This is a genomic window from Ideonella benzenivorans (assembly GCF_020387415.1).
Classification (GTDB): Bacteria; Pseudomonadota; Gammaproteobacteria; order Burkholderiales; family Burkholderiaceae_C; genus Ideonella; species Ideonella benzenivorans.
The window spans coordinates 151,396-174,308 of sequence record NZ_JAGWCB010000010.1 but is presented as its reverse complement, the minus strand read 5'-3'; the positions used below and the strand labels follow the sequence as shown (position 1 = coordinate 174,308).

Genomic DNA, 22,913 nt, shown 5'->3' with positions numbered 1-22,913 from the left:
CCTCCCAGCGTTCAGTCCTGAGGGTCCTCAGACCCCACCCCGGGCCGATCCCCCGTTTGCCGGGGCGTTGCCTGTGGCAACGCTCCTCCCGATTCCGAAGCACGGAGTGCATTCCATGAGAACCACGTATTGCGGCCTGGTCAGCGAAACGCTGATGGGCGAAACCGTCACCCTGATGGGCTGGGCCCACCGTCGCCGCGACCACGGCGGCGTCATCTTCATCGACCTGCGCGACCGCGAAGGCCTGGTGCAGATCGTCTGCGACCCGGACCGTCCGGAGATGTTCAAGACCGCCGAGGGCGTGCGCAACGAGTTCTGCCTGAAGGTGGTCGGCAAGGTGCGTCCCCGCCCGGCGGGCACCGAGAACGCCAACCTCGTGTCCGGCAAGATCGAGGTGCTGTGCCATGAGCTGGAGGTGCTGAACCCCTCCGTCACGCCGCCGTTCCAGCTCGATGACGAGAACCTGTCCGAGACGGTGCGCCTGACCCACCGCGTGCTGGACCTGCGCCGCCCGCAGATGCAGCAAAACCTGAAGCTGCGCTACCGCGTGGCGATGGAGGTGCGCAAGTTCCTGGACGCCAACGGCTTCATCGACATCGAAACGCCGATGCTGACCAAGTCCACGCCGGAAGGCGCGCGCGACTACCTGGTGCCCAGCCGCGTGCACGATGGCTACTTCTTCGCGCTGCCGCAGTCGCCCCAGCTGTTCAAGCAGCTGCTGATGGTCGCGGGTTTCGACCGCTACTACCAGATCACCAAGTGCTTCCGCGACGAGGACCTGCGCGCCGACCGTCAGCCTGAGTTCACCCAGATCGATATCGAGACCTCCTTCCTGAGCGAGGAAGAGATCCGCGCGATGTTCGAGGGCATGATCCGCTCGGTGTTCAAGAACGCCATCGGCGTCGAGCTGCCGGTCTACCCGGTGATGACCTATGCCGACGCGATGTACAAGTACGGCTCGGACAAGCCGGACCTGCGCGTCAAGCTGGAGTTCACCGACGTCACCGATGTGATGAAGGACGTGGACTTCAAGGTCTTCTCGACCCCGGCCACGACCAAGGGCGGCCGCGTGGTGGCCCTGCGCGTGCCGGGCGGCGCGGAGATGTCGCGTGGCGAGATTGACGGCTACACCGAGTTCGTGAAGATCTACGGCGCCAAGGGCCTGGCCTGGGTCAAGGTCAATGACGTGGCCAAGGGCCGTGACGGTCTGCAGTCGCCGATCGTCAAGAACCTGCACGACGCCGCCATCGCCCAGACGCTGGCCCGCACCGGTGCCTGCAACGGCGACCTGATCTTCTTCGGCGCCGACAAGGCCAAGGTGGTCAACGACGCGATCGGTGCGCTGCGCGTCAAGGTCGGCCACAGCGAGTTCGGTCGCAGCCATGGCCTGTTCGAGGACAAGTGGGCGCCGCTGTGGGTGGTCGACTTCCCGATGTTCGAGTACGACGAGGAAGAGGACCGCTGGAACGCCTGCCACCACCCGTTCACCAGCCCCAAGGACGGCCACGAGGAGCTGATGTCGACCGACCCGGCCGCCTGCGTGGCCAAGGCCTACGACATGGTGCTCAATGGCTGGGAGCTGGGCGGCGGCTCGATCCGGATCCACCGCGCCGAGGTGCAGGCCAAGGTCTTCGAGGCCCTGAAGATCAGCCCGGAAGAGCAGCGCATCAAGTTCGGCTTCCTGCTGGACGCGCTGCAGTACGGCGCGCCGCCGCACGGTGGCCTGGCCTTCGGTCTGGACCGCCTGATCACGCTGATGACCAAGGCCGAGTCGATCCGCGACGTGATCGCCTTCCCGAAGACCCAGCGTGCCCAGTGCCTGCTGACCGGCGCCCCGTCGATGGTCGACGAGAAGCAGCTGCGCGAACTGCACATCCGCCTGCGCAACGTGCAGCCGGCGGCCTGAGCGCGCTCGTTCACCGCCAAGCCAGGGGCCCTGCGGGGCCCCTTTTTCTTGGGCGCGCCCGTTGCCGCTGGTCTGTCCCGGGCTGGCTTGACCGATCTCAAGCCAGCCCGGCCGCATGGCCGCGATGCTGAGCGGCATGCAGGAAGACGGTGGAACCCGGGTGTCGCTGAGAGTCTGGCTGGTGGCCTGCCGGCCGGGCTTCATGACGGTCACGCTGGTGGCGGCAGCGCTGGGCATCGCCCAGGCCCAGGCCTGCGGCTGTGGCTGGGATGCCCCGGCGGCCGCGGCCACGCTGGTGCTGGCCGCGCTGGCCCATGCCGCGGCCAACCTCTACAACGACTATGGCGATGCGGTGGGGGGCTCGGATGCCGTCAACACCGGTCGCCTGTTCCCGTTCAGCGGGGGCTCGCAGGTGATCCAGGACGGTCGGGTGAGCGCGCTGCAGATGCGCGAGGCGGCCCGCATGCTGGGCATCGTGGTGGTGGGCGGTGGCATCGCGCTGGCGGCCCGCACGGGGCCGGGGCTGCTGCTGGTCGGCTTGGCCGGGCTGGCGCTGGGCTGGGCCTACTCCAGCCCGCGGGTGGCCCTGATGTCGCGCGGGCTGGGCGAACTGGCGGTCGGCCTGGCCTGGTGGCTGGTGGTGGTCGGCGCAGACCATGTGCAGCGCCACGGCTTCAGTGCGATCGCGGCCATCTCCGGTGTCAGCCTGGCCGGGCTGGTGATGGCCATTCTCTGGGCGGCCGAGTTCCCGGACGCCGCGGCCGACGCCCAGGTGGGCAAGCGCACTCTGGTCGTGCGCTGGGGGCCGCGCGCGGCGGCGCTGGGCTACGCGGGGCTAGTGCTGGCCAGCCATGTCTGGGTGGCAGCCTGGTGGGCGGCCCAGTGGCTGCCCTCCACCGCGTGGTGGGGGCTGGCCTCGGCACCGCTGTCGGCCGCCGCCGCGATCACGCTGTGGCGCCACGCGGACGAGCCGGCCCGGCTGCGGCCGGTGATGGCTGGCTCCATCGCCGCGGCCCTGCTGCATGGTGTGATGTTGACCACGGCCTTCGTGGCGATTGCGCGTCTGCGCTGAATGGGTGGCCCGCGCCGCGCTACGATCCCATCCATGAGCGAGTCCGTGTCCAAGCCGCCGAAGATCCCCGAATCGGTGTTGGTCGTCATCCACACGCCCGAGGGGCAGGTGCTGCTGATGGAGCGGGCCGACGCCCCGGGCTACTGGCAGAGCGTCACCGGTTCCAAGGACCGTGCGGACGAGCCGCTGCGCCTTACCTGCTGTCGGGAGGTGGCCGAGGAGACCGGCATCCAGATCGGTGCCGGCGCGGTGCCCGAGGCGGCGCTGCGCGACTGGGCGCTCTCCAATGTCTACGAGATCTACCCCCGCTGGCGGCACCGCTACGCCCCCGGCGTGACCCACAACACCGAGCATGTGTTCGGGCTGCAGGTGCCCGCGGGCACGCCGGTCACCCTGGCGCCGCGCGAACACCTGCGCTACCGCTGGCTGCCTTGGCAGGCCGCGGCCGATGCCTGCTTCTCGCCCTCGAATGCCGAGGCGATTCTTCTGCTGCCGCGTTTCGCGGCCCTTGCGTGATGCCTTCTGTCGCTGCTGTCCATCCTGGCCAACTGAATGCCCTGGCGCCTGTCGAGCGCACCGAGGTGCCCCGCCTGCGGGTGGCCACCTACAACATCCACAAAGGGGTGCGTGGCCTCGGGCCGACCAAGCGGCTGGAGATCCACAACCTCGGCATGGGGGTGCAGGCGCTGAATGCCGATCTGGTCTTCCTGCAGGAGGTGCGCTTGTTCAACGAACGCGAGGCGCGCCACTTCGAGCAGACCTGGTTCGGCTGGCCCGACGAAGGGCAGGCCGACTTCCTGGCGCCGGAGGGCTATGAGTCGGCCTACCGCACCAACGCGGTGACGCGCGACGGCGAGCACGGCAATGCGCTGCTGTCGCGCTGGCCGATGGGCGATGTCGAGCACCAGGATGTGTCCGACCACCGGTTCGAGCAGCGTGGCCTGTTGCACGTGCCGGTCACCTGGCAGGGCGAGGTGGTGCACACAGTGGTGGCCCACCTGGGCCTGATCCATGCCAGCCGGGTGCGGCAGGTGCGCCGCCTGGCGGCCTTCATCCAGGCCCATGTGCCGGCTGGCGCACCGCTGCTGGTGGCGGGCGATTTCAACGACTGGGGCGAGCGGCTGGACACGCCGATGGCCCAGCTGGGTCTGTTGCGCGCGCGCGCGCCGGACGGCCGCCTGGCCAGCCGGCTCACCTTCCCGTCGCGGGTGCCCATCTTCGCGCTGGACCGGGTCTACACCCGGGGCTTTCGCTGCGTGCGCAGCAGCGTGCCGCGCGGGCAGGCCTGGGCCCGCATGTCCGACCACCTGCCGCTGCTGGTGGAACTTGAGCGCACCTGACGATGCCGCCCACCGACGCGTCAGGCCCTGACACGCCGGTCCATCCCGGCGCCTGGTACATCTTCTCCCGGCCGGTCTTTTTCGGCCACAACGAGGTGGGCCTGCTGCGGGGCGGCGATGAACTGTTTCCGCGCCTGATCGACGCCATCGGCCACGCGCTGCACGAGGTCTGGCTGGCCACCTACATCTTCTATCACGACGACGCGGGCCAGGCCGTGGCCCAGGCCCTGGCCGCGGCGGCCCGCCGGGGCGTGCGGGTGCGGGTGGTGGTGGATGGCTTCGGCTCGCACCACAGCCTGCGCCAACTGCGGCAGTGGCTGGAGCCGGCGGGGGTGCATCTGGTGGTGTTTCGTCCGCTGGAACGTTGGTGGAACTGGTTCCAGCCCGGCCAGATGCGGCGTCTGCACCAGAAGCTGTGCGTGATCGACGGCGTGCGGGGGTTTGTGGGCGGCATCAACATCATCGACGACCGCTTCGACATCCACCACGGCCGCAGCGAGCATCCCCGGCTGGACTATGCCGCCGAGCTGCACGGGCCGGTGGTGGCCCCGGTGGAGCAGACGCTGCGGGCCATCTGGACCCGTGCCTCCTTCGGCGAGGACTGGCGCCAGGAGCTGCTGAACCTGGTGCGCAGCGCGCGGCCGGTGCGCTCGGCCCACCGCTACCTGCGGCAGCTGCGCATCCTGCCGCCGCGCCACGGGCCGGGCGAGGTCGATCCCGCACCGGTACAGGCCGCTTTCGTCGTGCGGGACAACATGCGGCAGCGGCGCACGATCGAGCGGGCCTTGATCGACGCGATCCGGCAGGCCGAGCGGCGGGTGGACCTGGTCACGCCGTACTTCTACCCGGGCCATTCCTTCCGCCGGGCGCTGGTCAAGGCCGCCCGGCGGGGGGTGCAGGTGCGCCTGCTGCTGCAGGGCAAGGTCGATTACCGCATCGCCGGGCTGGCGGCGCGGGTGCTCTACGACGAACTGCTGTCCGAGGGCGTGCTGATCTATGAATACATGCCGGCCTATCTGCACGCCAAGATGGCCCTGGCCGATGATGAGTGGGTCACCGTGGGCAGCTCCAACATCGACCCGTTGTCGCTGGTGTTGAACCTGGAGGCCAATGTGGTGGTGCGCGACGAAACCCTGAGCAACGCCGCCTCACGGGAGTTCGAGCGAGCCTTGACGGTGTCGCACCACATCACGGTGGCGCCGCTGCGCCGCGGCTGGCATGCGGTGCTGGGACGCGGCCTGGTGGCCTGGCTGGCGCACTGGTATCTGCGCCTGGCGGGCTGGAACGAGCGCTACTGAACGCGCGCCCCGGGGCCGCCGCTCACACGCGGGGCGCCGGGCCGTAATCGTTCGGCCCCGGCGTGCCGCGCAGCGCGCCGTTCTCGATCAGCACCCACAGCCAGCCGATCAGCGGGATCAGGTTGACCAGCACCCACCAGCCCGAGCGGTTGCGGTCATGCCAACGCTTGATCGACACCGCCAGCGCGGGCCACAGCAGCAGCACGTTGGCCACGCCATCGGCCTCCTCGGCCGTCATGCCGGCGATGGTGAGCAGCGCGTTGAGCAGCAGCGTCATCAGCAGCAGCCAGAGCACGCCATGTCGCCAGAAGGTGCGGCGGGAGATGCGTCCCCGGAAACTCAGGTACAGCCAGAGCGGCGGCACCGGATCCGCGAACGGATGGGCCAGCGGCTCGGATGGCGGGGGCGTCAGGGGCGCGAGCGGGGACATGCCGGCAGTATTCCATGCGGTGCGGGCCGGACCTCAATGCCACAGCGTCGACATCAGCCGGGTGTAGGCCGAAGCGGTGTCAGCGGCCCCGGGGCAGTGGCCCTGGCGCAACAGTCCGTCCTGCACTGCCCAGTGTCCCGCCACCATCACCCCGGCCCAGGGCGTGCCCGGGCCGGTCATCACCAGGGCGTCCAGCCAGCGGTCCATGGGCAGGCCGGCGCATTCGGGCGCGGCCGGGTCGGCCACCAGCAGGTCGGCGCGGGCGCCGGGCTGCAGGCCCCAGGCCGACTGGCCGGCCGCGGCCTGCCCGCCGCGCAGCGCGCTGCGCCACAGCCGGGTGCTGCCGGAGGGCTCGCCGCCGGCCGGATCGGCCGCCACATTGCGCTGCCGGCGCTGCAGGCGCTGGCCGTACTCCAGCCAGCGCAGTTCCTCGCGCCAGTCGCGGGTGACCTGGCTGTCCGAGCCGATGGCCAGCGGTACGCCCGCGGCCAGCCAGCCGGGCAGGTCGGCCAGGCCGTCGCCCAGGTTGGCCTCGGTGCCGGGGCAGATCACCACGCCCGCGCCGCTGGCCGCCACCGCGGCAATCTCCTCGGGCGTGCTGTGGGTGGCGTGCACCAGCTGCCAGCGGGCATCCAGCAGGCCTTGCGCGGCCAGCCATTGCATCGGCCGCTGGCCGGTGGCGGCCAGGCAGTCGCGCACCTCGGCGGGCTGCTCGGCCACGTGGATGTGCAGTGGCACGGCCTGGCCGGCGGCCAGCGTGGCCAGGCGCTGCAGGCTCTCGGGCCGGGCCGCGCGCAGCGAATGCACCGCCACGCCGGCGTTCAGCCGCGCATGGCCCTGCGTGTTGACCGCCTGGCAGATCGCCCAGGCGCCGTCGGCATCCAGCCGGAAGCGGGCCTGGTCAGGCCGCAGCTCGGGCTGGCTGAAGCCGGCGCGCTCGTAGATCACCGGCAGCAGGGTCAGGCCGATGCCGGCGTCGGCTGCCGCGTCAATCAATGCCCGCGACAGGGCCAGCGGGTCGTCGTAGGGCGTGCCGTCGGGTTGGTGCTGCAGGTAGTGGAATTCGCAGACCTGGGTGTAGCCGCCGCGCAGCAGCTCGCCGTAGAGCTGGCGGGCGATGGTGCGCAGCTCGGCCGGGCCCACCCGGCCGGCCACCCGGTACATGCGGTCGCGCCAGCTCCAGAAGTCGTCCTCGGCGCGGGTGCGTTGCTCGGCCAGGCCGGCAAAGGCGCGCTGGAAGGCGTGGCTGTGCGCGTCCACCAGGCCGGGCAGCACCGGGGCGGCCAGCCGCTGGGCACCGGGCGGGCAGGGCTGGCCGGCCTGCACGGTGGCCCAGCGGCCCAGGTCATCCACCGCCAGCTGCACATCGGCCTGCCAGCCCTCGGGCAGCCAGGCCCAGGGGGCCCACAGCGTCTGCGTCTGGGGCGTGGCGAGGTTCATGCCGTGGCCCCCGGCCGCCAGGCCAGCATCGTGTCCACCAGCCGGCCCAGCAGCGGCTGCACCTGCGCGGCGTGGGCGGCGTCCCAGGTCCAGGGTGGGGTCTCGGTCATGTAGCAGGACCAGCACATCTCCAGTTGGATGGCATGCCGGCCGTGGGCGGGTTGACCGTAATGGCGGGTGATGTGGCCGCCCTTGAAGCGGCCGTCCACCACCTGGGTGTAGGCGTCCTGGCCGGCCAGCACGGCGGCCAGGCGCTGGCGCAGCAGCGGGTCGCAGCTGGCGCCGCCGACCGTGCCCAGGTTCAGGTCGGGCAGCTTGCCCTCGAACAGCCAGGGCAGTTCGGAGCGGATGCTGTGGCCGTCGAACAGCACCGCGTGGCCGTGGGCGGCCTGCAGGCGGGCCAGCTCCGCGCCCAGGGCGTCGTGGTAGGGCTGCCAGTAGCGGGCGCGGCGGCGCTGCACCTCGGTCGCATCCGGGGCCTGGCCCTCGCGGTACAGCGGCTCGCTGCTGAAGAAGCGGGTGGGGCAGAGCTCGGTGTTGTTGGCGCCGGGGTACATCGGCGCGTTGTCGGGCGGCCGGTTCAGATCGATGACGTAGCGTGCGAAACGGGGCACGATCAGGCTGGCGCCGCGCGCGCGCACGAAGGCGTAGAGCTTCTCCAGGTGCCAGTCGGCGTCCTCGGTGGCCAGGGCGCGCGGCACGAAGGCCGGGCGCAGGTCTTCGGGGATGGCGGTGCCGGCGTGCGGCACGCTCACCAGCAGCGGGCCGGTGCCGCGCCAGAGGGAGAAGGTGTCCGTCTCAAAATCGGGGGCGCGGGCGAGGTCGGTGGCGTTCATGCAGGAACCTCCTGGACAGGCTGGCCGGCCCGCACGACGCGGCAGACCGGGCGGTGGCCGAAACGGTAGGCCAGTTCGTTCGGGTGGTCCACCGCCCAGTGGGCCCAGTCGGCCTGGCGGCCGGGGGTGAGCTGGCCCAGACGCTCGTGCAGGCCCAGGGCCCGCGCCGCATGGCGGGTGAAGCCGGCCAGGGCTTCTTCCGGCGTCAGGCGGAACAGGGTGCAGGCCATGTTCATCATCAAGAGCGGCGACAGGGTGGGCGAGGTGCCGGGGTTGTGGTCGGTGGCCAGGGCGATGGGCACGCCCGCGGCGCGCAGCGCGGCCACCGGCGGCAGGTGCGTGTCGCGCAGAAAGTAGTAGGCGCCCGGCAGCAGCACCGCCACCGTGCCTGCCGCGGCCAGGGCCTGCACGCCGGCGTCGTCCAGGTGCTCCAGATGGTCGCAGCTCAGGGCCTGGTGGCGGCAGGCCAGGGCGGTGCCGCCGCTGTTGCTCAGCTGCTCGGCATGTAGCTTGACCGGCAGACCCAGGGCGCGGGCGCGGCTGAACAGGCGGTCGATCTGCGCGGGGCTGAAGGCGATGTGCTCGCAGAAGCCGTCCACCGCATCGACCAGGCCCTCGGCCTGCCAACCGGGCAGCCAGTCGCACAGGGCCTCGATGTAATCGTCGGCCCGGCCGGCGAACTCGGGCGGCAGGGCGTGGGCGCCCAGCGCGGTGGTGCGCACCGTCATCGGCAGGTGCTCGCCCACGGCGCGTGCCACGCGCAGGCAGCGGGCCTCGTCGGCCTGGCTCAGGCCGTAGCCGGACTTGATCTCCACCGTGGTCACGCCTTCGCGCAGCAGCACCCGGGCACGGGCCAGCGTGGCCGCCAGCAGGGCTGTGTCGCTGGCGTCGCGGGTGGCCTGCACCGTGGAGCGGATGCCGCCGCCGGCGCGGGCAATCTCCTCGTAGCTGGCGCCCTGCAGGCGCAGCTCGAACTCGCGCGCCCGGTTCCCGCCATAGACCAGGTGGGTGTGGCAGTCGATCAGCCCCGGGGTGACGACGCCGCCGCCCCAGTCCTGCTCGGCATCCACCGCCAGGCCGGCCGGCAGCGCGGCGGCCGGGCCGACCCAGGCGATGCGTTCGCCTTCGGTGACGAGGGCGCCGTCGGGGATCCAGCCCCAGGGGGCCCCAGGCGCCAGGGTGGCCAGGTGGGCACCGCGCCACAGCGTGCGTGGGGTAGGGGTCATGCGGCGTTCTCCTGCGACAGCCACCAGGCCCGCACCGGCGGGTCGATCTGCCAGTGGCCAGGGGTGTCGTCACTCCAGGCCAGGGTGTGGGGCGCCAGGGTCTGGGTGTGGGCCCCGGCCCGCAGCGTGGTGGCCTGGGTGGTGTAGAGGCCGCGCCAGCCCGGGCTGGCGTGCCAGGGGCTGCGGGCGCGCCACATGCCGCCGGGGCCGGCGCGGACCATCAGGTTCAGGTCCCGTGTCGGGCCATGCACCAGCGTGCAGTGGGGGGCCAGCATGCCCTCGAAGGCGTGGGGCTCGCTGTCCGGGGTCAGGGGCAGGGCATCGCCTTCCAGCACCACGCCGGCACCGCTGAGCACCTGGAACCAGCGCCGCACCCCCGGAAAGGGCGAGAACTGACCTTCGCAGGCGATGTCGGCCACACTGACGCGGACCTGCCAGTCCTCGGGCGTGGGCCAGACCAGCAGCTCGCGGGTGCGGCCGCCGCCATTGCGCCAGGGTTGTTCGGGCGCCTGGGCCCAGCTTTGCACATGCAGGCTCATGGCGTGAACTCCCCTTCAAGCTGGTAGCGCCGGCCCGGGTAGACCAGCCGGCCCAGGGTGATGGCATGTTCGCGGCTGAAGGTGCGGCGCACCACCACCAGACAGGGCTCGTCCTCGGCGATGCCCAGCAGCCGGGCCTCCTGCGCGGTGGGGCGGGCGGCCTCGATGGCGTACTGGGCGCGCCACAGCGCGGTGGCCTCAAACAGGTACTGGGTGGGCGTGCGGCGCGTGAAGTCCTGCGCCAGATAGTCCGGCGCTGCGGCGGGGTTCACGTAGCGGTCCTCGCACTGCAGGGCCACGCCGTTGTCGCGGTGCACGATCAGGGTGTGGAAGACCGCAGTCCTTTCGGCCACACCCAGCTGGGCGGCCAGCGCGGCGCCAGCGGGCTCGGCCTGTTGCAGCACCACCTCGCTGTCGTGGTGGTGGCCGCGGGCGGCGATCTCGTCGTGCACGTCGTGCAGGGTCAGCGTGGCCGAGACCTTGTTGAGCGCCGCGGCGAAGGTGCCCACGCCCTGCACCCGGTCGACGAAACCCTCGGCCTGCAGCTCCTTGAGGGCGCGGTTGACCGTCATGCGGCTGACGCCGAACTGGGCCACCAGCTCGGCCTCGGAGGGCATCTGCGCGCCCGGGGCCCAGTCGCCGGCGGCCAGCCGGTCCTTGAGGTGCTGCTTGACCCGGGCATAGGGCGCCAGGGCGGCGGAGGTGTGCGTGACCATGGTGGGGCCGATGCTACTTGCATGAGCTTGTCTAGACAAGTAGCATCCGCCCCATTCGATGTCTGGCCACCCTGTCTGGAGACCGCCATGTCCACTGCCCACACCCCTGCCGGGCCGCGCCCGGTGAAGGCCCCCACCGGCGCCACGCTGCACTGCAAGAACTGGCTGATCGAGGCCGCCTACCGGATGATCCAGAACAACCTGGACCCGGCCGTGGCCGAAAACCCTGACGCGTTGGTGGTCTATGGCGGCATCGGCAAGGCCGCGCGCAACTGGGACTGCTTCGAGCAGATCCTGGCCAGCCTGCGCACCCTGGGCGAGGACGAGACCCTGCTGGTGCAGAGCGGCAAGCCGGTGGGCGTGTTCCGCACCCATGCCGACGCGCCGCGGGTGCTGATCGCCAACTCCAACCTGGTGCCGCACTGGGCCACCTGGGAGCACTTCAACGAACTCGACCGCCAGGGCCTGATGATGTACGGCCAGATGACGGCCGGCAGCTGGATCTACATCGGCACCCAGGGCATCGTGCAGGGCACCTACGAGACCTTTGCCGAAGCGGGGCGACAACACTACGGCGGCTCGCTGGAAGGACGCTGGGTGCTGACCGCCGGTCTGGGCGGCATGGGCGGTGCGCAGCCGCTGGCCGCCACCTTCGCCGGCGCCTGCTCGCTCAACATCGAGTGCCAGCAGTCGCGCATCGACTTCCGCCTGAAGACCCGCTATGTGGATGAGCAGGCCACCGACCTGGACGATGCGCTGGCCCGCATCGCCCGCTACACCGCCGAGAAGAAAGCCATCTCGATTGCCCTGCTGGGCAACGCCGCCGAGATCCTGCCGGAGCTGGTGCGCCGGGTGAAGGAAGGCCGTGCGCCGCGGCCGGACATCGTGACCGACCAGACCTCGGCCCACGACCTGATCAACGGCTACCTGCCCGCCGGCTGGACGGTGGACCAGTGGAAGGCCGCCGCGGCCGACCCGGCCCAGCACGCCGACCTGAAGGCCGCCGCGGCCCGCGGCTGCGCGGTGCATGTGCAGGCCATGCTGGACTTCCAGGCCCTGGGCATCCCGACCGTGGACTACGGCAACAACATCCGCCAGGTGGCCTTCGACCAGGGCGTGAAGAACGCCTTCGACTTCCCCGGCTTCGTGCCCGCCTATGTGCGGCCGCAGTTCTGCGAAGGCCGCGGCCCCTTCCGCTGGGTGGCCCTGTCGGGCGACCCGGAGGACATCCGCAAGACCGATGCCAAGATCAAGGAACTCTTCCCCGAAGAGACCCGGGTGCACCGCTGGCTGGACATGGCCGGCGAGCGCATCGCCTTCCAGGGCCTGCCCGCACGCATCTGCTGGCTGGGCCTGGGCCAGCGCCACCTCGCCGGCCTGGCCTTCAACGAGATGGTGAAGAACGGCGAACTGAAGGGCCCGATCGTGATCGGCCGCGACCACCTGGACTGCGGCTCGGTGGCCAGCCCCAACCGCGAGACGGAGGCCATGCAGGACGGCTCGGACGCCGTGTCCGACTGGCCGCTGCTCAACGCGCTGCTCAACACCGCGGGCGGCGCCACCTGGGTCAGCCTGCACCACGGCGGCGGCGTGGGCATGGGCTTCTCCCAGCACAGCGGCGTGGTCATCGTGGCCGATGGCACGGACGCGGCGGCCCAGCGCCTGGCGCGCGTGCTGTGGAACGACCCGGCCACCGGCGTGATGCGCCATGCCGACGCGGGCTACGACATCGCCCAACGCTGTGCCCGCGAGCAGGGCCTGAACCTGCCGATGCTGAACAAGGACTGACCCGATGAGCCCCGTGATGACCGACCTGACCCTGACCCCCGGCGCGCTGACGCTGGACCAACTGTTGGCGGTGCACGCCGGCGGCACCCGCCTGGTGCTGGACGAAGCAGCCCGCCCGGCCATCCGCGCCAGTGCCGCGGTGGTGCAGGCCGCTGCGGCCGGCGATGCGCCCGTCTACGGCGTGAACACCGGCTTCGGCAAGCTGGCCAACCAGCGCATCAGCGCGGCCGATCTGGCCACGCTGCAGCTCAACCTGATCCGCTCGCACTCGGTGGGCGTGGGCGAGCCGCTGGCCCCGGCCGTGGTGCGCCTGATGCTGGCCACCAAGGCCGCCAGCCTGGCGCGCGCCCATTCCGGCGTGCGCGAGGTGGTCATCGACACCCTGCTGGCCGTGTTCAATGCCGGTCTGGTGCCGCTGGTGCCCAGCCAGGGCTCGGTGGGCGCCTCGGGTGACCTGGCGCCGCTGTCGCACATGACGCTGGCCCTGCTGGGCGAGGGCGAGTTCCTGGTGGACGGGCAGCGCCGCCCGGCGGCGGCCGTGCTGGCCGAGGCCGGCATCGCCCCGCTGGTGCTGCAGGCCAAGGAAGGCCTGGCCCTGATCAACGGCACCCAGACCTCCACCGCGCTGGCCCTGCACGGCTTCTTCAGCTTCGAGCCGGTGCTGGAATCGGCCCTGGTGATCGGCGCGCTGACGGTGGACGCCGCCCGCGGCAGCGACGGCCCCTTCGACCCGCGCATCCACGCGCTGCGTGGCCAGCCCGGCCAGATCGACGTGGCCCAGTACTACCGCAGCCTGCTGGCCGGCAGCGCGATCCGCCAGTCCCACACCGAGGGCGACGACCGGGTGCAGGATCCGTACTGCCTGCGCTGCCAGCCCCAGGTGGTGGGCGCCTGCCTGGATCAACTGCGCCACGCCGCGCTGGTGCTGGTGCGCGAAGCCAATGCCGTCACCGACAACCCGCTGGTGTTCTTCGAGGACGGCACCATGATCTCCGGCGGCAACTTCCACGCCGAGCCGGTGGCCCTGGCCGCCGACGCGATGGCGGTGGCCATCGCCGAGGTGGGGGCGATCGCCGAGCGCCGCATCGCCATGCTGATCGACGCCAGCGTCTCGCGCCTGCCGCCCTTCCTGACCAGCAACGCCGGCCTGAACAGCGGCTTCATGATTGCCCACGTCACGGCCGCCGCCCTGGCCAGCGAGAACAAGTCCCTGGCCCACCCGGCCAGCGTGGACAGCCTGCCCACCAGCGCCAACCAGGAGGACCATGTCTCGATGGCCACCTTCGCGGCGCGCCGCCTGCAGCCCATGATCGCCAACGTGGCCCACATCCTGGGCGTGGAGTGGCTGGCTGCGGCCCAGGGCATCGAGTTCCTGCGCCCGTTGGCCAGCTCGGCCGCGCTGGAGGAGGCGCATGCGCTGCTGCGCCGCCACTGCGCGCCGATGCCGACCGACCACTACCTGGCGCCGGACATCGAGCGCGCCAGCGCGCTGGTGCGCGAAGGCGCGCTGTCGGGCATCTTCCGGGCGTTGCCGGACCTGCCGCCGCTCTGGACCCCGGCCTGAGCCCGGGGGCCGGCTCAGCCGACGAACTGGCCCACGGTGCCGACCAGCCGAGTCGACTGCTGGCGCAGCGACTCGGCCGCGGCGGCGGCCTGTTCGACCACCGCGGCATTCTGCTGGGTGTTCTGGTCCAGCTCGCCGATGGCGCCGGTCACCTCCGCGATGCGGCCCGACTGGTCGCGCGAGGCCACGCTGATCTCGGCGATGCGGGCATCCACGTCCTGCACCGAGCGGCCCAGTTCGGCCAGCGTCTGCTCGGCCTGGACGATCAGCGCGGAGCCGGCGGCCACACGCTGTTCGGAATCGACGGTCAGGGCCCGGATCTCCTTGGCCGCCTCGGCGCTGCGCTGGGCCAGCGTGCGCACCTCACCGGCCACCACCGCGAAGCCGCGGCCCTGCTCGCCGGCGCGGGCGGCTTCCACCGCCGCGTTCAGCGCCAGGATGTTGGTCTGGAAGGCGATCGAGTCGATCAGGCTGGTGATCTCGGCGATGCGGCGGCTGGCGTCGTTGATCTGGTCCATCGCACCGCGGGTCTGCTGCATCACCTGCTGACCGCGCTGGGCCTGGTCCACCGCACCGCGGGCCAGCGTGGCGGCCTCGCTGGCCGATTCGGCGCTGCGGGTGGCCGAGCTGGCCAGGTCACGCAGCGTGGCGGCGCTCTGTTGCAGATGGGCGGCCTGTTCCTCGGTGCGCACCGACAGGTCGTGGTTGCCGCTGGCGATCTCGTCGGAGGCCAGGGCCACGCTCTGGGACACCTCGCCCACCTCGCCAAAGGCGCCGCGCAGCTTGGCGGCGAAGCGGTTGAAGCCGTCGCTGATCTCGCTGATCTCGTCCTGGCCGGTGACCGGCAGTTCCACATGCAGGTTGGCGTTGCCGCTGGCCAGGCCGTGCACGGTGTGGCCCAGGGTGCGCAGCGGGCGGGTCAGCGTGCGCACCAGCCAGATCATGGCGCCGGCCGCCAGCACGCAGGCCAGCAGCGCGGTGGCGCCCACCAGCCACAGCAGGTGGCGGGCGGATGCGGCGGCCACCTCCTTCGGGTAGGACACACGCACGCTCCACGGCGCCACGCCGTCCAGCACCGTCACCGGGGTCAGCACATGCTCCCAGCCCTGGGCGTCGGTGTAGTGCGCCGGCTGGCCCTTGTCCACCGCGGCCAAGGCGTCGGCCGGCAGGTCGGCGGCCTTCTGGCCCAGCTGGTCGGCGGCAGGGCTGGCCACGTACAGGCCGCCGTGGCTCAGCAACGCCACCTTGGCACCGGGCAGCGGTTCCAGCGCGCTCAGCCGGCGTGACAGATCCGCCAGTGGCAGGTCGGAGCCGGCCGCGCCGACGAACTTGCCGTCCACCAGGATGGGCGCCACCATCGTGGTCATCAGCACGTTCTTGCCGGCCACCTGGTAGAGGTAGGGCTCGATCAGCGCCGCCTGCAGCGTGCGGCGGGGGATGTCGTACCAGTCGTTGGCGCCGGGCTTTTCGTAGTCCAGCAGCGGCTCCACCGCGATCTGGCCGCTGCCGCGGTTCCAGTAGGCGACGTAGCGGCCGGTGGCGTCATAGGGCGAGCCGCTGTTGGCGAACTCCGCATCGCGGCCGTCCAGGGCATTGGGTTCCCAGATCGAGTAGCTGCCGATGAACTCCTTGTGCTCGGCCAGGGTCTGGCGGGCCATCGCGTCCAGCTGCGGGCGGGTGGGGGCCAGGTTGGCGGCTTTGAGCCCGGCCAGGCTGTCGCGCAGGTTCTTCACCGCCGCGAAGCTGCGACCCAGTTCGCCGCCCACCTGGGCGGCCGTTTCCTGGGCCGCCAGTTCGGCCTGACGGGCGGTTTCCTGCCGGGCGGTGATGGCGGCGCGGCTGCCCACCACGGCGCTGGTGGCGCCCACGCACAGCACGCACAGCGCGGTGGCGGCCAGGGACAGCTTGGTGGTCAGGCTCAGTCCGTTCAGGGCCGGGAAGCCGCCCGCGGAGCGGCGCAGCGGCAGGGACACGGAGGACAAAGAGGCAGACGACATGGCGGGTGTGCAACTGAATCAGGGTGTTCCCTGACTATCGGATGAGGCGCCGCAGCCTGAAGACCGAAAAAGCCGGGTCTTTGTGTCAGCGGCCTTGTCAAAGACGGGGCGTTGTGTTGCTGGAAGGAAAATGGGCTTCAGCGATGCCAAAAAGAGACGAATAGCGGAGCGGGGCGGCGTGCTTTGGTGGCAGGCTCTCCCCCGAGGACGACACTCTCGCCCCGGTGGTTCCCGTACCCCGCAGTACCCGACATGACTCTCCCGACGCCCAAGGATGCACTGAACCTGCGCGGAGGCCCGACCCTGATCCGCCGGCTGGCCTGGCTGCTGTTGGCGTCCTCCTTGTTGCTGGAGGCCTTGCAGATCGGTTTCCTGCACCGGATCCGGCCGGCGGCCTTCGTGGCCACGCTGGCCGGCGTGGCCATGCTGGTGCTGCTGCGCCTGGGGCGGGTGCGCTGGGCGGCCTGGGTCTTTCCCTGCACGCTGGTGGTGGCCACGCCGGTGGCGGCCTCCCAGGTGGCGGGGGTGCACAGCGCCGTCTGGGCCCTGCTGCCGCTGGCCACCGTGCTGGCCGGCTGGATGCTGGGGCGCCGCCAAGCCTATGGCTTTGCCCTGGCGGGGCTGACCGGCCTGGGGCTGGTGTGGGTTTTCCGCATCCACGGGGTGGAAGCCGAGCCCGCGGTGCCCGGCGTCTACGCGGTGCTCTACGGCGCCATCTGCGTGATGGGCACCGTGATGGGCACCGCCACCTCGCACAGTTTCGACCAGCAGCTGGACCGGGTGACCGAGCTGAGCCAGGCGCTGCAACGCGCCAACGAAAGCCTGGAGGCCCGGGTGGCCGAACGCACGCAGGCGCTGCAGGCCGCCAATGAGGCCCTGGGGGCCGCCAAGCTGGAAGCCGAGGCCGCCGCACGGGCCAAGGCGGCCTTCCTGGCCAACATGAGCCACGAGATCCGCACGCCGCTCAACGCCATCCACGGGCTGGGCCATCTGCTGCAGCAGACACCGCTGGAGGCCGTGCAGCGCGCCCACGTGGGCCAGTTGCAGCAGGCCGCCGGCCATCTGCTGGGCATCGTCAACGACATCCTGGACCTGAGCAAGGCCGATGCGGGCCGCATGACGCTGGCCATGGAGCCCTTCCGGCTGGAGACGGTGCTGGCCCGGGTGCGCGGCCTGATCGGCGATGCCGCCGCCCGCAAGGGCTTGGCGCTGACCTGCCGGTGCGAGGCCGATGTGCCGGCCCTGCTGATCGGCGATGCGCTGCGCCTGGGTCAGGTGCTGGTCAACCTGGGCCACAACGCGGTCAAGTTCACCGACCGCGGCCACGTGGATCTGCACATCCGGGTGCTGGCCCGCGAGACCCAGACCGTGCGGCTGCACTTTGCCGTGCGGGACACCGGCATCGGCATTCCGCGGGAAGACCAGGGCCGCCTGTTCCAGGAATTCGAGCAGGTCGACAGCTCGCCCACCCGCCGCCACGGCGGCACCGGGCTGGGGCTGGCCATCTCGCGCCAGCTGGTGGGCTTGATGGGCGGCGAGATCGGCGTCGACAGCGTGCCAGGGCAGGGGGCCTGCTTCTGGTTCACGGCCAAGCTGGGGCTGGTGCAGGCCGAGGCGATGATGGGCCCGCATGACACCGCGCCGGCCCGCCCCGTGGGCGACGGGGCCAGGCGTCTGCAGGGGCGGCGCCTGCTGCTGGCCGAGGACAACCCGGTCAACCAGCTGGTGGCGGCCGAGCTGTTGCGCCGGGCCGGCGCCCAGGTGGACGTGGCCGAGAACGGGCGGGAGGCGGTGGCCATGGCCCGCGCCGGCAGCCACGACCTGGTGCTGATGGACATGCAGATGCCCGAGCTGGATGGCGTGCAGGCCACGCAGGCCCTGCGCCAGCATCTGGACGCCTGCCGCCTGCCCATCATCGCGATGAGCGCCAGCGTGCTGGCCGAGGACCGGCAGCGTTGCCTGGAGGCCGGCATGAACGACTTCGTGGCCAAGCCCTTCGACCCCGAGGCGCTGTTCGCGGTGGTGGAACGCTGGTGCAGCCCACGCGCCGTCCGCGCGTCGGCCTCAGACCTCGAAGGCCCGCGGGCCCAGTTGGCGGACCACATGGTCCACGAAGCTGGTGATGCGTGAGGACAGGGCGGTGTTGCGGTAGTAGACGGCGTGGATGGCCTGGCGGATGTCCAGGCTCTGCCGCACGAACAGCGGCACCAACCGGCCACTGCGGCGGTCCTCGCGGGTCATGAAGTCCGACAGGCAGGCGATGCCGGCACCGGCCAGGGCCAGCTGGCGCAGCGTCTCGCCGCTGGAAGACGACAGGGTGGGCTGGATGCGCAGTGCGCTGCCCTCGGCCGTGCGCAGCGGCCAGTCGTTCAGCGCCTCGGGCTGGGTGAAGCCCAGCAGCGTGTGCCGGGCCAGCTCGGCCACCCGGCGGGGCGTGCCGCAACGGGCCAGGTAATCGGGGCTGGCCAGCACCCGCAGCCGGCTGCTGCCGATGGGGCGGGCGTGCAGGGTGGAGTCGCGCAGCGGGCCGATGCGCAAGGCCACATCGGTGCGGTGCTCGATCAGGTCGGTGATGCCCTCGTTGCTGTGCAGTTCCAGCGTGACCTGCGGGTGCGCGGCGCGGTAGCCGTCCACCAGCGGCACGATCACATGCAGCATGAAGGGCGTGGCGGCGTCCACCCGCAGTCGGCCGGCGGGTTGCTCGCGCCGCGCAGCCATTTGCTCCTCGGCCGCGTCCACCGCGGTCAGGATCTGCCGCGCCTGGGCCAGGAAGGTGGCGCCTTCCTCGGTCAGTTCCAGGCGGCGCGTGGTCCGCCGCAGCAGCGTGGTGGCCAGCTTCTGCTCCAGCCGGCCCAGCGTGCGGCTGACGCCGGAGACGGTCTGCCCCAGCCGCTCGGCCGCGGCGGTGATGGAGCCGGTGTCCACCACCGCGGCAAAGGCTTGCAGTTCATCGAGGGTGGTCTTCATTCTTGATTCCGCCGCAAGAGAGTTTCGTCGCCACACGGGTTTTTCTGCAAGTATCCCGCCGGCAGACTGCGCGCATTCCATTTCCCTCCACAGGATGCCGCCATGCCCATTGCCCTGCTGGCGCTGACCCTCAGCGCCTTCGCCATCGGAACCACCGAGTTCGTCATCGTGGGGCTGATCCCCACCATCGCCGCCGACCTGCAGGTCAGCCTGCCCTCGGCCGGGCTGCTGGTCAGCCTCTACGCCCTGGGCGTGGCCGTGGGCGCCCCGGTGCTGACGGCGCTGACCGGCCGCGTGCCCCGCAAGGCCCTGCTGCTGGGACTGATGGCGCTGTTCACTTTGGGCAACCTGGTGGCCTGGCAGGCGCCGGGCTACGGCACGCTGGTGCTGGCGCGGGTGCTCACCGGCCTGGCCCATGGGGTGTTCTTCTCCATCGGCTCCATCATCGCCACCAGCGTGGTGCCCAAGGAGAAGGCCGCCAGCGCGATCGCCATCATGTTCACCGGCCTGACCGTGGCGCTGGTGACGGGCGTGCCGCTGGGCACCTTCATCGGCCAGCACTTCGGTTGGCGCGAGACCTTCCTGGCGGTGTCGGCGCTGGGCGTGCTGGCCTTCGTCGGCAGCCTGTTGTTCGTGCCGCGCGATGTGCACCACAGCGCCCCGGCCACGCTGCGCCAGCAGCTGGCGGTGCTGGGCCAGCCGCGCCTGCTGCTGGTCTACGCGATGACGGCCGTCGGCTACGGCGGCTCCTTTGTCGCCTTCACCTTTCTCGCGCCCATCCTGCAGCAGGTCAGCGGCTACTCGGCCAACGCGGTCAGCGCGGTGATGCTGGTCTATGGCGTCTCGGTGGCGGTGGGCAATCTGTGGGGCGGCCGGCTGGCCGACCGGCGCGGGCCGGTGGCGGCGCTGGTCCTGATCTTCGGCCTGCTGGCGCTGGTGCTGCTCGTGCTGCAGTTCACCGCGTCGCACCCGGTGGCGGTGCTGCTGACCGTGCTGGCCTGGGGGGCCGTGGCCTTCGGCAACGTGCCGGGCCTGCAGGTTTATGTGGTGCAGCAGGCGCAGCGCTGTGCGCCGCAGGCGGTGGACGTGGCCTCGGGCCTGAACATCGCCGCCTTCAACCTGGGCATTGCCGGCGGGGCTTGGCTGGGCGGTCACATCGTGGCCGGCTGGGGGCTGATGCACACGCCGTGGATCGGCGCGGCGGTGGTGCTGGGGGCGGTGGGCCTGACGCTCTGGAGCGGCCGCCTGGACCGTCAGGCCGGCCGGCTGGCTGCCTCGGCGCAGGCCGCCGTGCGCACCGCCCCCTGAGGCACGGGCCTCAGCGTCGCCAGCCGGCCGCGATGCACACCGCCGCGCCGGAGGCGGCCAGCGCGGCACCGCAGGCCCGCTCCAGCCCCGGCAGGGCGCGGGCAAAGCGGCGGCGCACCGTGGCGTGGCCCAGGGCGCTGCCCACCAGCGTGTCCCAGCCCAGCACGGCCAGCACCATCCACAGGCCGGTCAGCCACTTCCAGCCCACGCTGACCTCGGGCCCCAGCAGCGCCGCCAGACTGGCGTAGAACAAGGCGTTCTTCGGGTTCAGCAGGCCGGACCAGAGCCCGGGCCAGAAGCAGGTCCGGGCCTGCCGCGGGGCCGGGCGGGCGTCGGTCGGTGTGGCCGGGGTCTCCAGTGTGGACGCCCCTGCATGCCGCCAGCTCATCCAGCCCAGATACAGCAGGTAGAGCCCACCGGCCGCCTGCAACAGCCGGAACAGCGGGCTGTCCGGCTGCAGCAGCGACAGGCCGCCCAGCGCCAGGGCGATGAACACGCCATTGGCCGCCGCAATGCCCAGGCTGGTCCAGAAGGCCGGACGCCAGCCCCCGGCCAGGCCGGTGCGCACCACCAGAAAAAAGTCAGGCCCCGGCGAGAGCAAGGCCAGGAAGTGGGCCGTGGCCACCCACAGGAACATCTGCAGCACGATCGACACCTTGCCCCGCGGGCTGTTCAGGAAACAGCGGGCAGTCTGCGGGCGTGGGCCGGCGCTGTCTTGAAGGAAATTGCAGTGTGCGACCGCGCCGCACGGTGCCATGCTCAGGCCGAGCGCTGGCGGTAGCCGTGGGGTGTGACCCCCGCATGGGCCTTGAAGACGCGCTGGAAGTGGCTCTGGTCGGCAAAGCCCAGCTGGTCGGCCAGCTCGGCCAGAGGCGCGCCGGCCCGCAGGTGCGCCCGTGCGCGGGTGATCCGCTGGTTGAGCAGCCAGGCGTGCGGGGTCAGGCCTGTGTGGCACCGAAAGTGGCGCACCAGCTGGAAGCGGCTCACCCCCAGCCGGGCCGCCAGCGCGGGCAGGCTGGGCAAGGGGCCTTCACCCTCGGCCAGGGCCTGCAGCAAGTCCGTCAAGCCCGGGACCGCGGCTGGCCAGGGCAGCGCGGCGGGCGCTGGCAAGCGCCAGAGCTGCGTGGCCAGGAAGTCGACCAGGGCAGCTTCCTTGTCGGCCACCGGGGTGGCCGGGGCCACCAACTGGGCGGTCAGCCGACAGAAGGCGCGGTACAGCGCGGGCTGGTGTCGGTGCACGCTGGCCTCGTCCGGTCCTGGGGCCTGGCCGCACTCGGCGCGCAGGGCCGCCCACCAGCCGGCCTCCAGGTGCAGCATCTGGTAGCTCCAGGCCTGGTCCGGCGCGGGGTTGCAGGCGTGCACCACCTGGGCGGGCACCAGCACCACGGCGCCCGGCAGCAGCCCCTGCGGCGCCTGCCGGTGCCCGGTGAACTGGCTGTGCCCCTGATCCACCGCCCCGATGGACACGGTGGGGTGGCTGTGGGGCCGGTAGCAGGCCCGGCTGTCCTGGGCGCGGCGCAGCTCCACCACGGCCGGCCAGGTGGGGTCGTGCCAGAACAGGGCGGTGGGGGGCGTGGACATGGGCTACGTCTTGCCAGCGGGGACTTGCGCGCGCTTCCATTCTCGCGGTGACACGCCGGCTTGCGCCTTGAACGCGCGCGACAACGCCCCCTCGCTGCTGTAGCCAACCTCGTCGGCGATCAGCTTCAAGGGCTGGCCGCGATGCAGGGCCAGTCGAACGAGGCTGATGCGCCAGTTCTGCAGGTATTGGCCGGGCGTGACGCCGACCACCTGGTGGAAGGTGTTGGCGAAGAGGGTGCGCGACATGCCGGCGGCGCCGGCCAGCCCCTCCAGCGTCCATTCCCGTTCCGGTTGTTCGTGCATTGCCACCAGCGCGTGGCGCAAACGCGGATGCGACAGACCGGCCAGCAGCCCCGCCTTGACGTGGCCGTGCTCCATCAGGTGGCGCAGGATCTGAATCAGCACCACCTCGAACAGACGATCCAGCAGGGCCTGCCGCCCGCAGCGCTGGGCGAAGGCTTCGTCGAACAGCAGCGTCAGCACGTCCTGCGCGCCCTCGATCTGGCGCAATGGCAAACACACGAACGCCGGGAGGGCTGCGGCGATCGGATGGGACACCCCGCCTTCGAACCGCAGGTTGGCGCAGGCGAAATCCGCGCCGCGCTTCTCTTCGGTGATGAAGCGGTGAGACAGCGGGCGCGGGTACAGCAGCAGACTGGGCTCCTGCACCTGCGCGGCGACCTTGCCGCCATGGACGACCTGCACGTCGCCCCAGCGCACCAGATGCAGCTGGCCGCTGTCCTCGGCGGTGAGGTCCGTGATGCCGCACAGCGCGCCGGTGTTGAACACCTGTGCGGTGACGCTGAAATGCTTGAACAGGGCTTCCAGGCGGTCGAGCACCTTGTACTTTCAGTTAAGTTATCTGTACTTTCTATCTCATATCGTACAGGCAACCCGGGCAAAGT

20 protein-coding genes are annotated in these 22,913 nt (G+C 71.4%); 9 read left to right on the top strand and 11 right to left on the bottom strand.

Translation table 11 applies throughout. From position 1 onward, the window contains the following. Positions 1–115: 115 nt before the first annotated feature. From aspS to clsB, 5 genes are all read left to right on the top strand, one after another. On the top strand, positions 116–1,906 hold the full coding sequence (gene aspS, locus KGA65_RS09410) for an aspartate--tRNA ligase (protein WP_225862888.1): 1,791 nt from the start codon (positions 116–118) through the stop codon (positions 1,904–1,906). A 115-nt stretch (positions 1,907–2,021) separates the two neighbouring features. Beyond that, entirely contained in the window at positions 2,022–2,978 is a 957-nt protein-coding gene (locus KGA65_RS09405) for a prenyltransferase (protein ID WP_225862887.1), read from the top strand. Between the two features lie 33 nt (positions 2,979–3,011). After that, complete coding sequence (gene nudB / locus KGA65_RS09400) at positions 3,012–3,494, top strand: dihydroneopterin triphosphate diphosphatase (RefSeq protein WP_225862886.1); 483 nt, start codon at positions 3,012–3,014, stop codon at positions 3,492–3,494. After that, on the top strand, positions 3,494–4,318 hold the full coding sequence (locus KGA65_RS09395; RefSeq protein WP_225862885.1) for an endonuclease/exonuclease/phosphatase family protein: 825 nt from the start codon (positions 3,494–3,496) through the stop codon (positions 4,316–4,318). The genes nudB and KGA65_RS09395 overlap by 1 nt, the downstream gene beginning before the upstream one ends. A gap of 2 nt (positions 4,319–4,320) precedes the next feature. Further along, the gene (gene clsB, locus KGA65_RS09390; protein WP_225862884.1) at positions 4,321–5,616 is read left to right on the top strand and encodes a cardiolipin synthase ClsB; all 1,296 of its coding nucleotides are present in this window, start codon (positions 4,321–4,323) and stop codon (positions 5,614–5,616) included. Positions 5,617–5,638: 22 nt separating this feature from the next. Here clsB and KGA65_RS09385 read toward each other — a convergent pair whose 3' ends face one another. From KGA65_RS09385 to hutC, 6 genes are read right to left on the bottom strand one after another with little or no spacing between them, the layout of a single operon-like run. Beyond that, positions 5,639–6,046, bottom strand: a complete 408-nt coding sequence (locus KGA65_RS09385) for a DUF805 domain-containing protein (RefSeq protein WP_225862883.1) — start codon at positions 6,044–6,046, stop codon at positions 5,639–5,641. A gap of 33 nt (positions 6,047–6,079) precedes the next feature. Then, a complete protein-coding gene (hutF, locus tag KGA65_RS09380) occupies positions 6,080–7,486 on the bottom strand; it encodes a formimidoylglutamate deiminase (RefSeq protein WP_225862882.1) in 1,407 nt (468 codons plus the stop codon). After that, on the bottom strand, positions 7,483–8,322 hold the full coding sequence (gene hutG / locus KGA65_RS09375; protein ID WP_225862881.1) for an N-formylglutamate deformylase: 840 nt from the start codon (positions 8,320–8,322) through the stop codon (positions 7,483–7,485). The genes hutF and hutG overlap by 4 nt, the downstream gene beginning before the upstream one ends. Beyond that, complete coding sequence (hutI, locus tag KGA65_RS09370) at positions 8,319–9,548, bottom strand: imidazolonepropionase (protein ID WP_225862880.1); 1,230 nt, start codon at positions 9,546–9,548, stop codon at positions 8,319–8,321. Before hutI ends, hutG begins: the two co-directional genes overlap by 4 nt. Next, positions 9,545–10,087, bottom strand: a complete 543-nt coding sequence (locus KGA65_RS09365) for a HutD/Ves family protein (RefSeq protein WP_225862879.1) — start codon at positions 10,085–10,087, stop codon at positions 9,545–9,547. Before KGA65_RS09365 ends, hutI begins: the two co-directional genes overlap by 4 nt. Then, complete coding sequence (hutC, locus tag KGA65_RS09360) at positions 10,084–10,803, bottom strand: histidine utilization transcriptional repressor HutC (RefSeq protein WP_225862878.1); 720 nt, start codon at positions 10,801–10,803, stop codon at positions 10,084–10,086. The genes KGA65_RS09365 and hutC overlap by 4 nt, the downstream gene beginning before the upstream one ends. An 87-nt stretch (positions 10,804–10,890) precedes the next feature. Here hutC and hutU point away from each other — a divergent pair, with 87 nt between their 5' ends. Both hutU and hutH read left to right on the top strand, forming a co-directional pair. Then, positions 10,891–12,591: a urocanate hydratase gene (gene hutU, locus KGA65_RS09355; protein ID WP_225862877.1), complete on the top strand. Its 1,701-nt coding sequence runs from the start codon at positions 10,891–10,893 to the stop codon at positions 12,589–12,591. A gap of 4 nt (positions 12,592–12,595) precedes the next feature. Further along, positions 12,596–14,155, top strand: a complete 1,560-nt coding sequence (hutH, locus tag KGA65_RS09350; protein WP_225862876.1) for a histidine ammonia-lyase — start codon at positions 12,596–12,598, stop codon at positions 14,153–14,155. 14 nt (positions 14,156–14,169) lie between these two features. Here hutH and KGA65_RS09345 read toward each other — a convergent pair whose 3' ends face one another. Then, on the bottom strand, positions 14,170–16,152 hold the full coding sequence (locus tag KGA65_RS09345) for a methyl-accepting chemotaxis protein (protein WP_225862875.1): 1,983 nt from the start codon (positions 16,150–16,152) through the stop codon (positions 14,170–14,172). A 252-nt stretch (positions 16,153–16,404) separates the two neighbouring features. Between KGA65_RS09345 and KGA65_RS09340 the strand changes: the two genes are divergently transcribed. Then, complete coding sequence (locus KGA65_RS09340) at positions 16,405–18,282, top strand: ATP-binding protein (RefSeq protein WP_225862874.1); 1,878 nt, start codon at positions 16,405–16,407, stop codon at positions 18,280–18,282. Here the strand turns inward: KGA65_RS09340 and KGA65_RS09335 are convergent. After that, positions 18,217–19,119, bottom strand: a complete 903-nt coding sequence (locus KGA65_RS09335; protein ID WP_225862873.1) for a LysR substrate-binding domain-containing protein — start codon at positions 19,117–19,119, stop codon at positions 18,217–18,219. The genes KGA65_RS09340 and KGA65_RS09335 overlap by 66 nt on opposite strands. 102 nt (positions 19,120–19,221) lie before the next feature. Between KGA65_RS09335 and KGA65_RS09330 the strand changes: the two genes are divergently transcribed. After that, on the top strand, positions 19,222–20,427 hold the full coding sequence (locus tag KGA65_RS09330; RefSeq protein ID WP_225862872.1) for an MFS transporter: 1,206 nt from the start codon (positions 19,222–19,224) through the stop codon (positions 20,425–20,427). 10 nt (positions 20,428–20,437) lie between these two features. On the opposite strand, the gene KGA65_RS09325 is transcribed toward KGA65_RS09330, so the two are convergent. The 3 genes from KGA65_RS09325 to KGA65_RS09315 form a co-directional block, all read right to left on the bottom strand. Beyond that, on the bottom strand, positions 20,438–21,064 hold the full coding sequence (locus KGA65_RS09325) for a LysE family translocator (protein WP_225863446.1): 627 nt from the start codon (positions 21,062–21,064) through the stop codon (positions 20,438–20,440). A 122-nt stretch (positions 21,065–21,186) separates the two neighbouring features. Further along, positions 21,187–22,008, bottom strand: coding sequence for a helix-turn-helix transcriptional regulator (locus tag KGA65_RS09320; RefSeq protein ID WP_225862871.1), 822 nt, complete (start codon positions 22,006–22,008; stop codon positions 21,187–21,189). Between the two features lie 3 nt (positions 22,009–22,011). Continuing rightward, positions 22,012–22,848, bottom strand: coding sequence for an AraC family transcriptional regulator (locus KGA65_RS09315; protein ID WP_225862870.1), 837 nt, complete (start codon positions 22,846–22,848; stop codon positions 22,012–22,014). Between the last annotated feature and the right edge of the window lie 65 nt (positions 22,849–22,913).

Excerpts from the sequence above, each read along its gene's own strand:
- hutC (WP_225862878.1), bottom strand. The coding sequence starts at position 10,803 with ATGGTCACGCACACCTCCGCCGCCCTGGCGCCCTATGCCCGGGTCAAG.
- hutF (WP_225862882.1), bottom strand. The coding sequence starts at position 7,486 with ATGAACCTCGCCACGCCCCAGACGCAGACGCTGTGGGCCCCCTGGGCC.
- hutG (WP_225862881.1), bottom strand. The coding sequence starts at position 8,322 with ATGAACGCCACCGACCTCGCCCGCGCCCCCGATTTTGAGACGGACACC.
- KGA65_RS09405 (WP_225862887.1), top strand. The coding sequence starts at position 2,022 with ATGGCCGCGATGCTGAGCGGCATGCAGGAAGACGGTGGAACCCGGGTG.
- aspS (WP_225862888.1), top strand. The coding sequence starts at position 116 with ATGAGAACCACGTATTGCGGCCTGGTCAGCGAAACGCTGATGGGCGAA.
- hutH (WP_225862876.1), top strand. The coding sequence starts at position 12,596 with ATGAGCCCCGTGATGACCGACCTGACCCTGACCCCCGGCGCGCTGACG.
- hutU (WP_225862877.1), top strand. The coding sequence starts at position 10,891 with ATGTCCACTGCCCACACCCCTGCCGGGCCGCGCCCGGTGAAGGCCCCC.
- KGA65_RS09330 (WP_225862872.1), top strand. The coding sequence starts at position 19,222 with ATGCCCATTGCCCTGCTGGCGCTGACCCTCAGCGCCTTCGCCATCGGA.
- KGA65_RS09345 (WP_225862875.1), bottom strand. The coding sequence starts at position 16,152 with ATGTCGTCTGCCTCTTTGTCCTCCGTGTCCCTGCCGCTGCGCCGCTCC.
- KGA65_RS09385 (WP_225862883.1), bottom strand. The coding sequence starts at position 6,046 with ATGTCCCCGCTCGCGCCCCTGACGCCCCCGCCATCCGAGCCGCTGGCC.
- KGA65_RS09395 (WP_225862885.1), top strand. The coding sequence starts at position 3,494 with ATGCCTTCTGTCGCTGCTGTCCATCCTGGCCAACTGAATGCCCTGGCG.
- hutI (WP_225862880.1), bottom strand. The coding sequence starts at position 9,548 with ATGACCCCTACCCCACGCACGCTGTGGCGCGGTGCCCACCTGGCCACC.
- nudB (WP_225862886.1), top strand. The coding sequence starts at position 3,012 with ATGAGCGAGTCCGTGTCCAAGCCGCCGAAGATCCCCGAATCGGTGTTG.
- KGA65_RS09340 (WP_225862874.1), top strand. The coding sequence starts at position 16,405 with ATGACTCTCCCGACGCCCAAGGATGCACTGAACCTGCGCGGAGGCCCG.
- KGA65_RS09335 (WP_225862873.1), bottom strand. The coding sequence starts at position 19,119 with ATGAAGACCACCCTCGATGAACTGCAAGCCTTTGCCGCGGTGGTGGAC.
- KGA65_RS09320 (WP_225862871.1), bottom strand. The coding sequence starts at position 22,008 with ATGTCCACGCCCCCCACCGCCCTGTTCTGGCACGACCCCACCTGGCCG.
- clsB (WP_225862884.1), top strand. The coding sequence starts at position 4,321 with ATGCCGCCCACCGACGCGTCAGGCCCTGACACGCCGGTCCATCCCGGC.
- KGA65_RS09325 (WP_225863446.1), bottom strand. The coding sequence starts at position 21,064 with ATGTTCCTGTGGGTGGCCACGGCCCACTTCCTGGCCTTGCTCTCGCCG.
- KGA65_RS09365 (WP_225862879.1), bottom strand. The coding sequence starts at position 10,087 with ATGAGCCTGCATGTGCAAAGCTGGGCCCAGGCGCCCGAACAACCCTGG.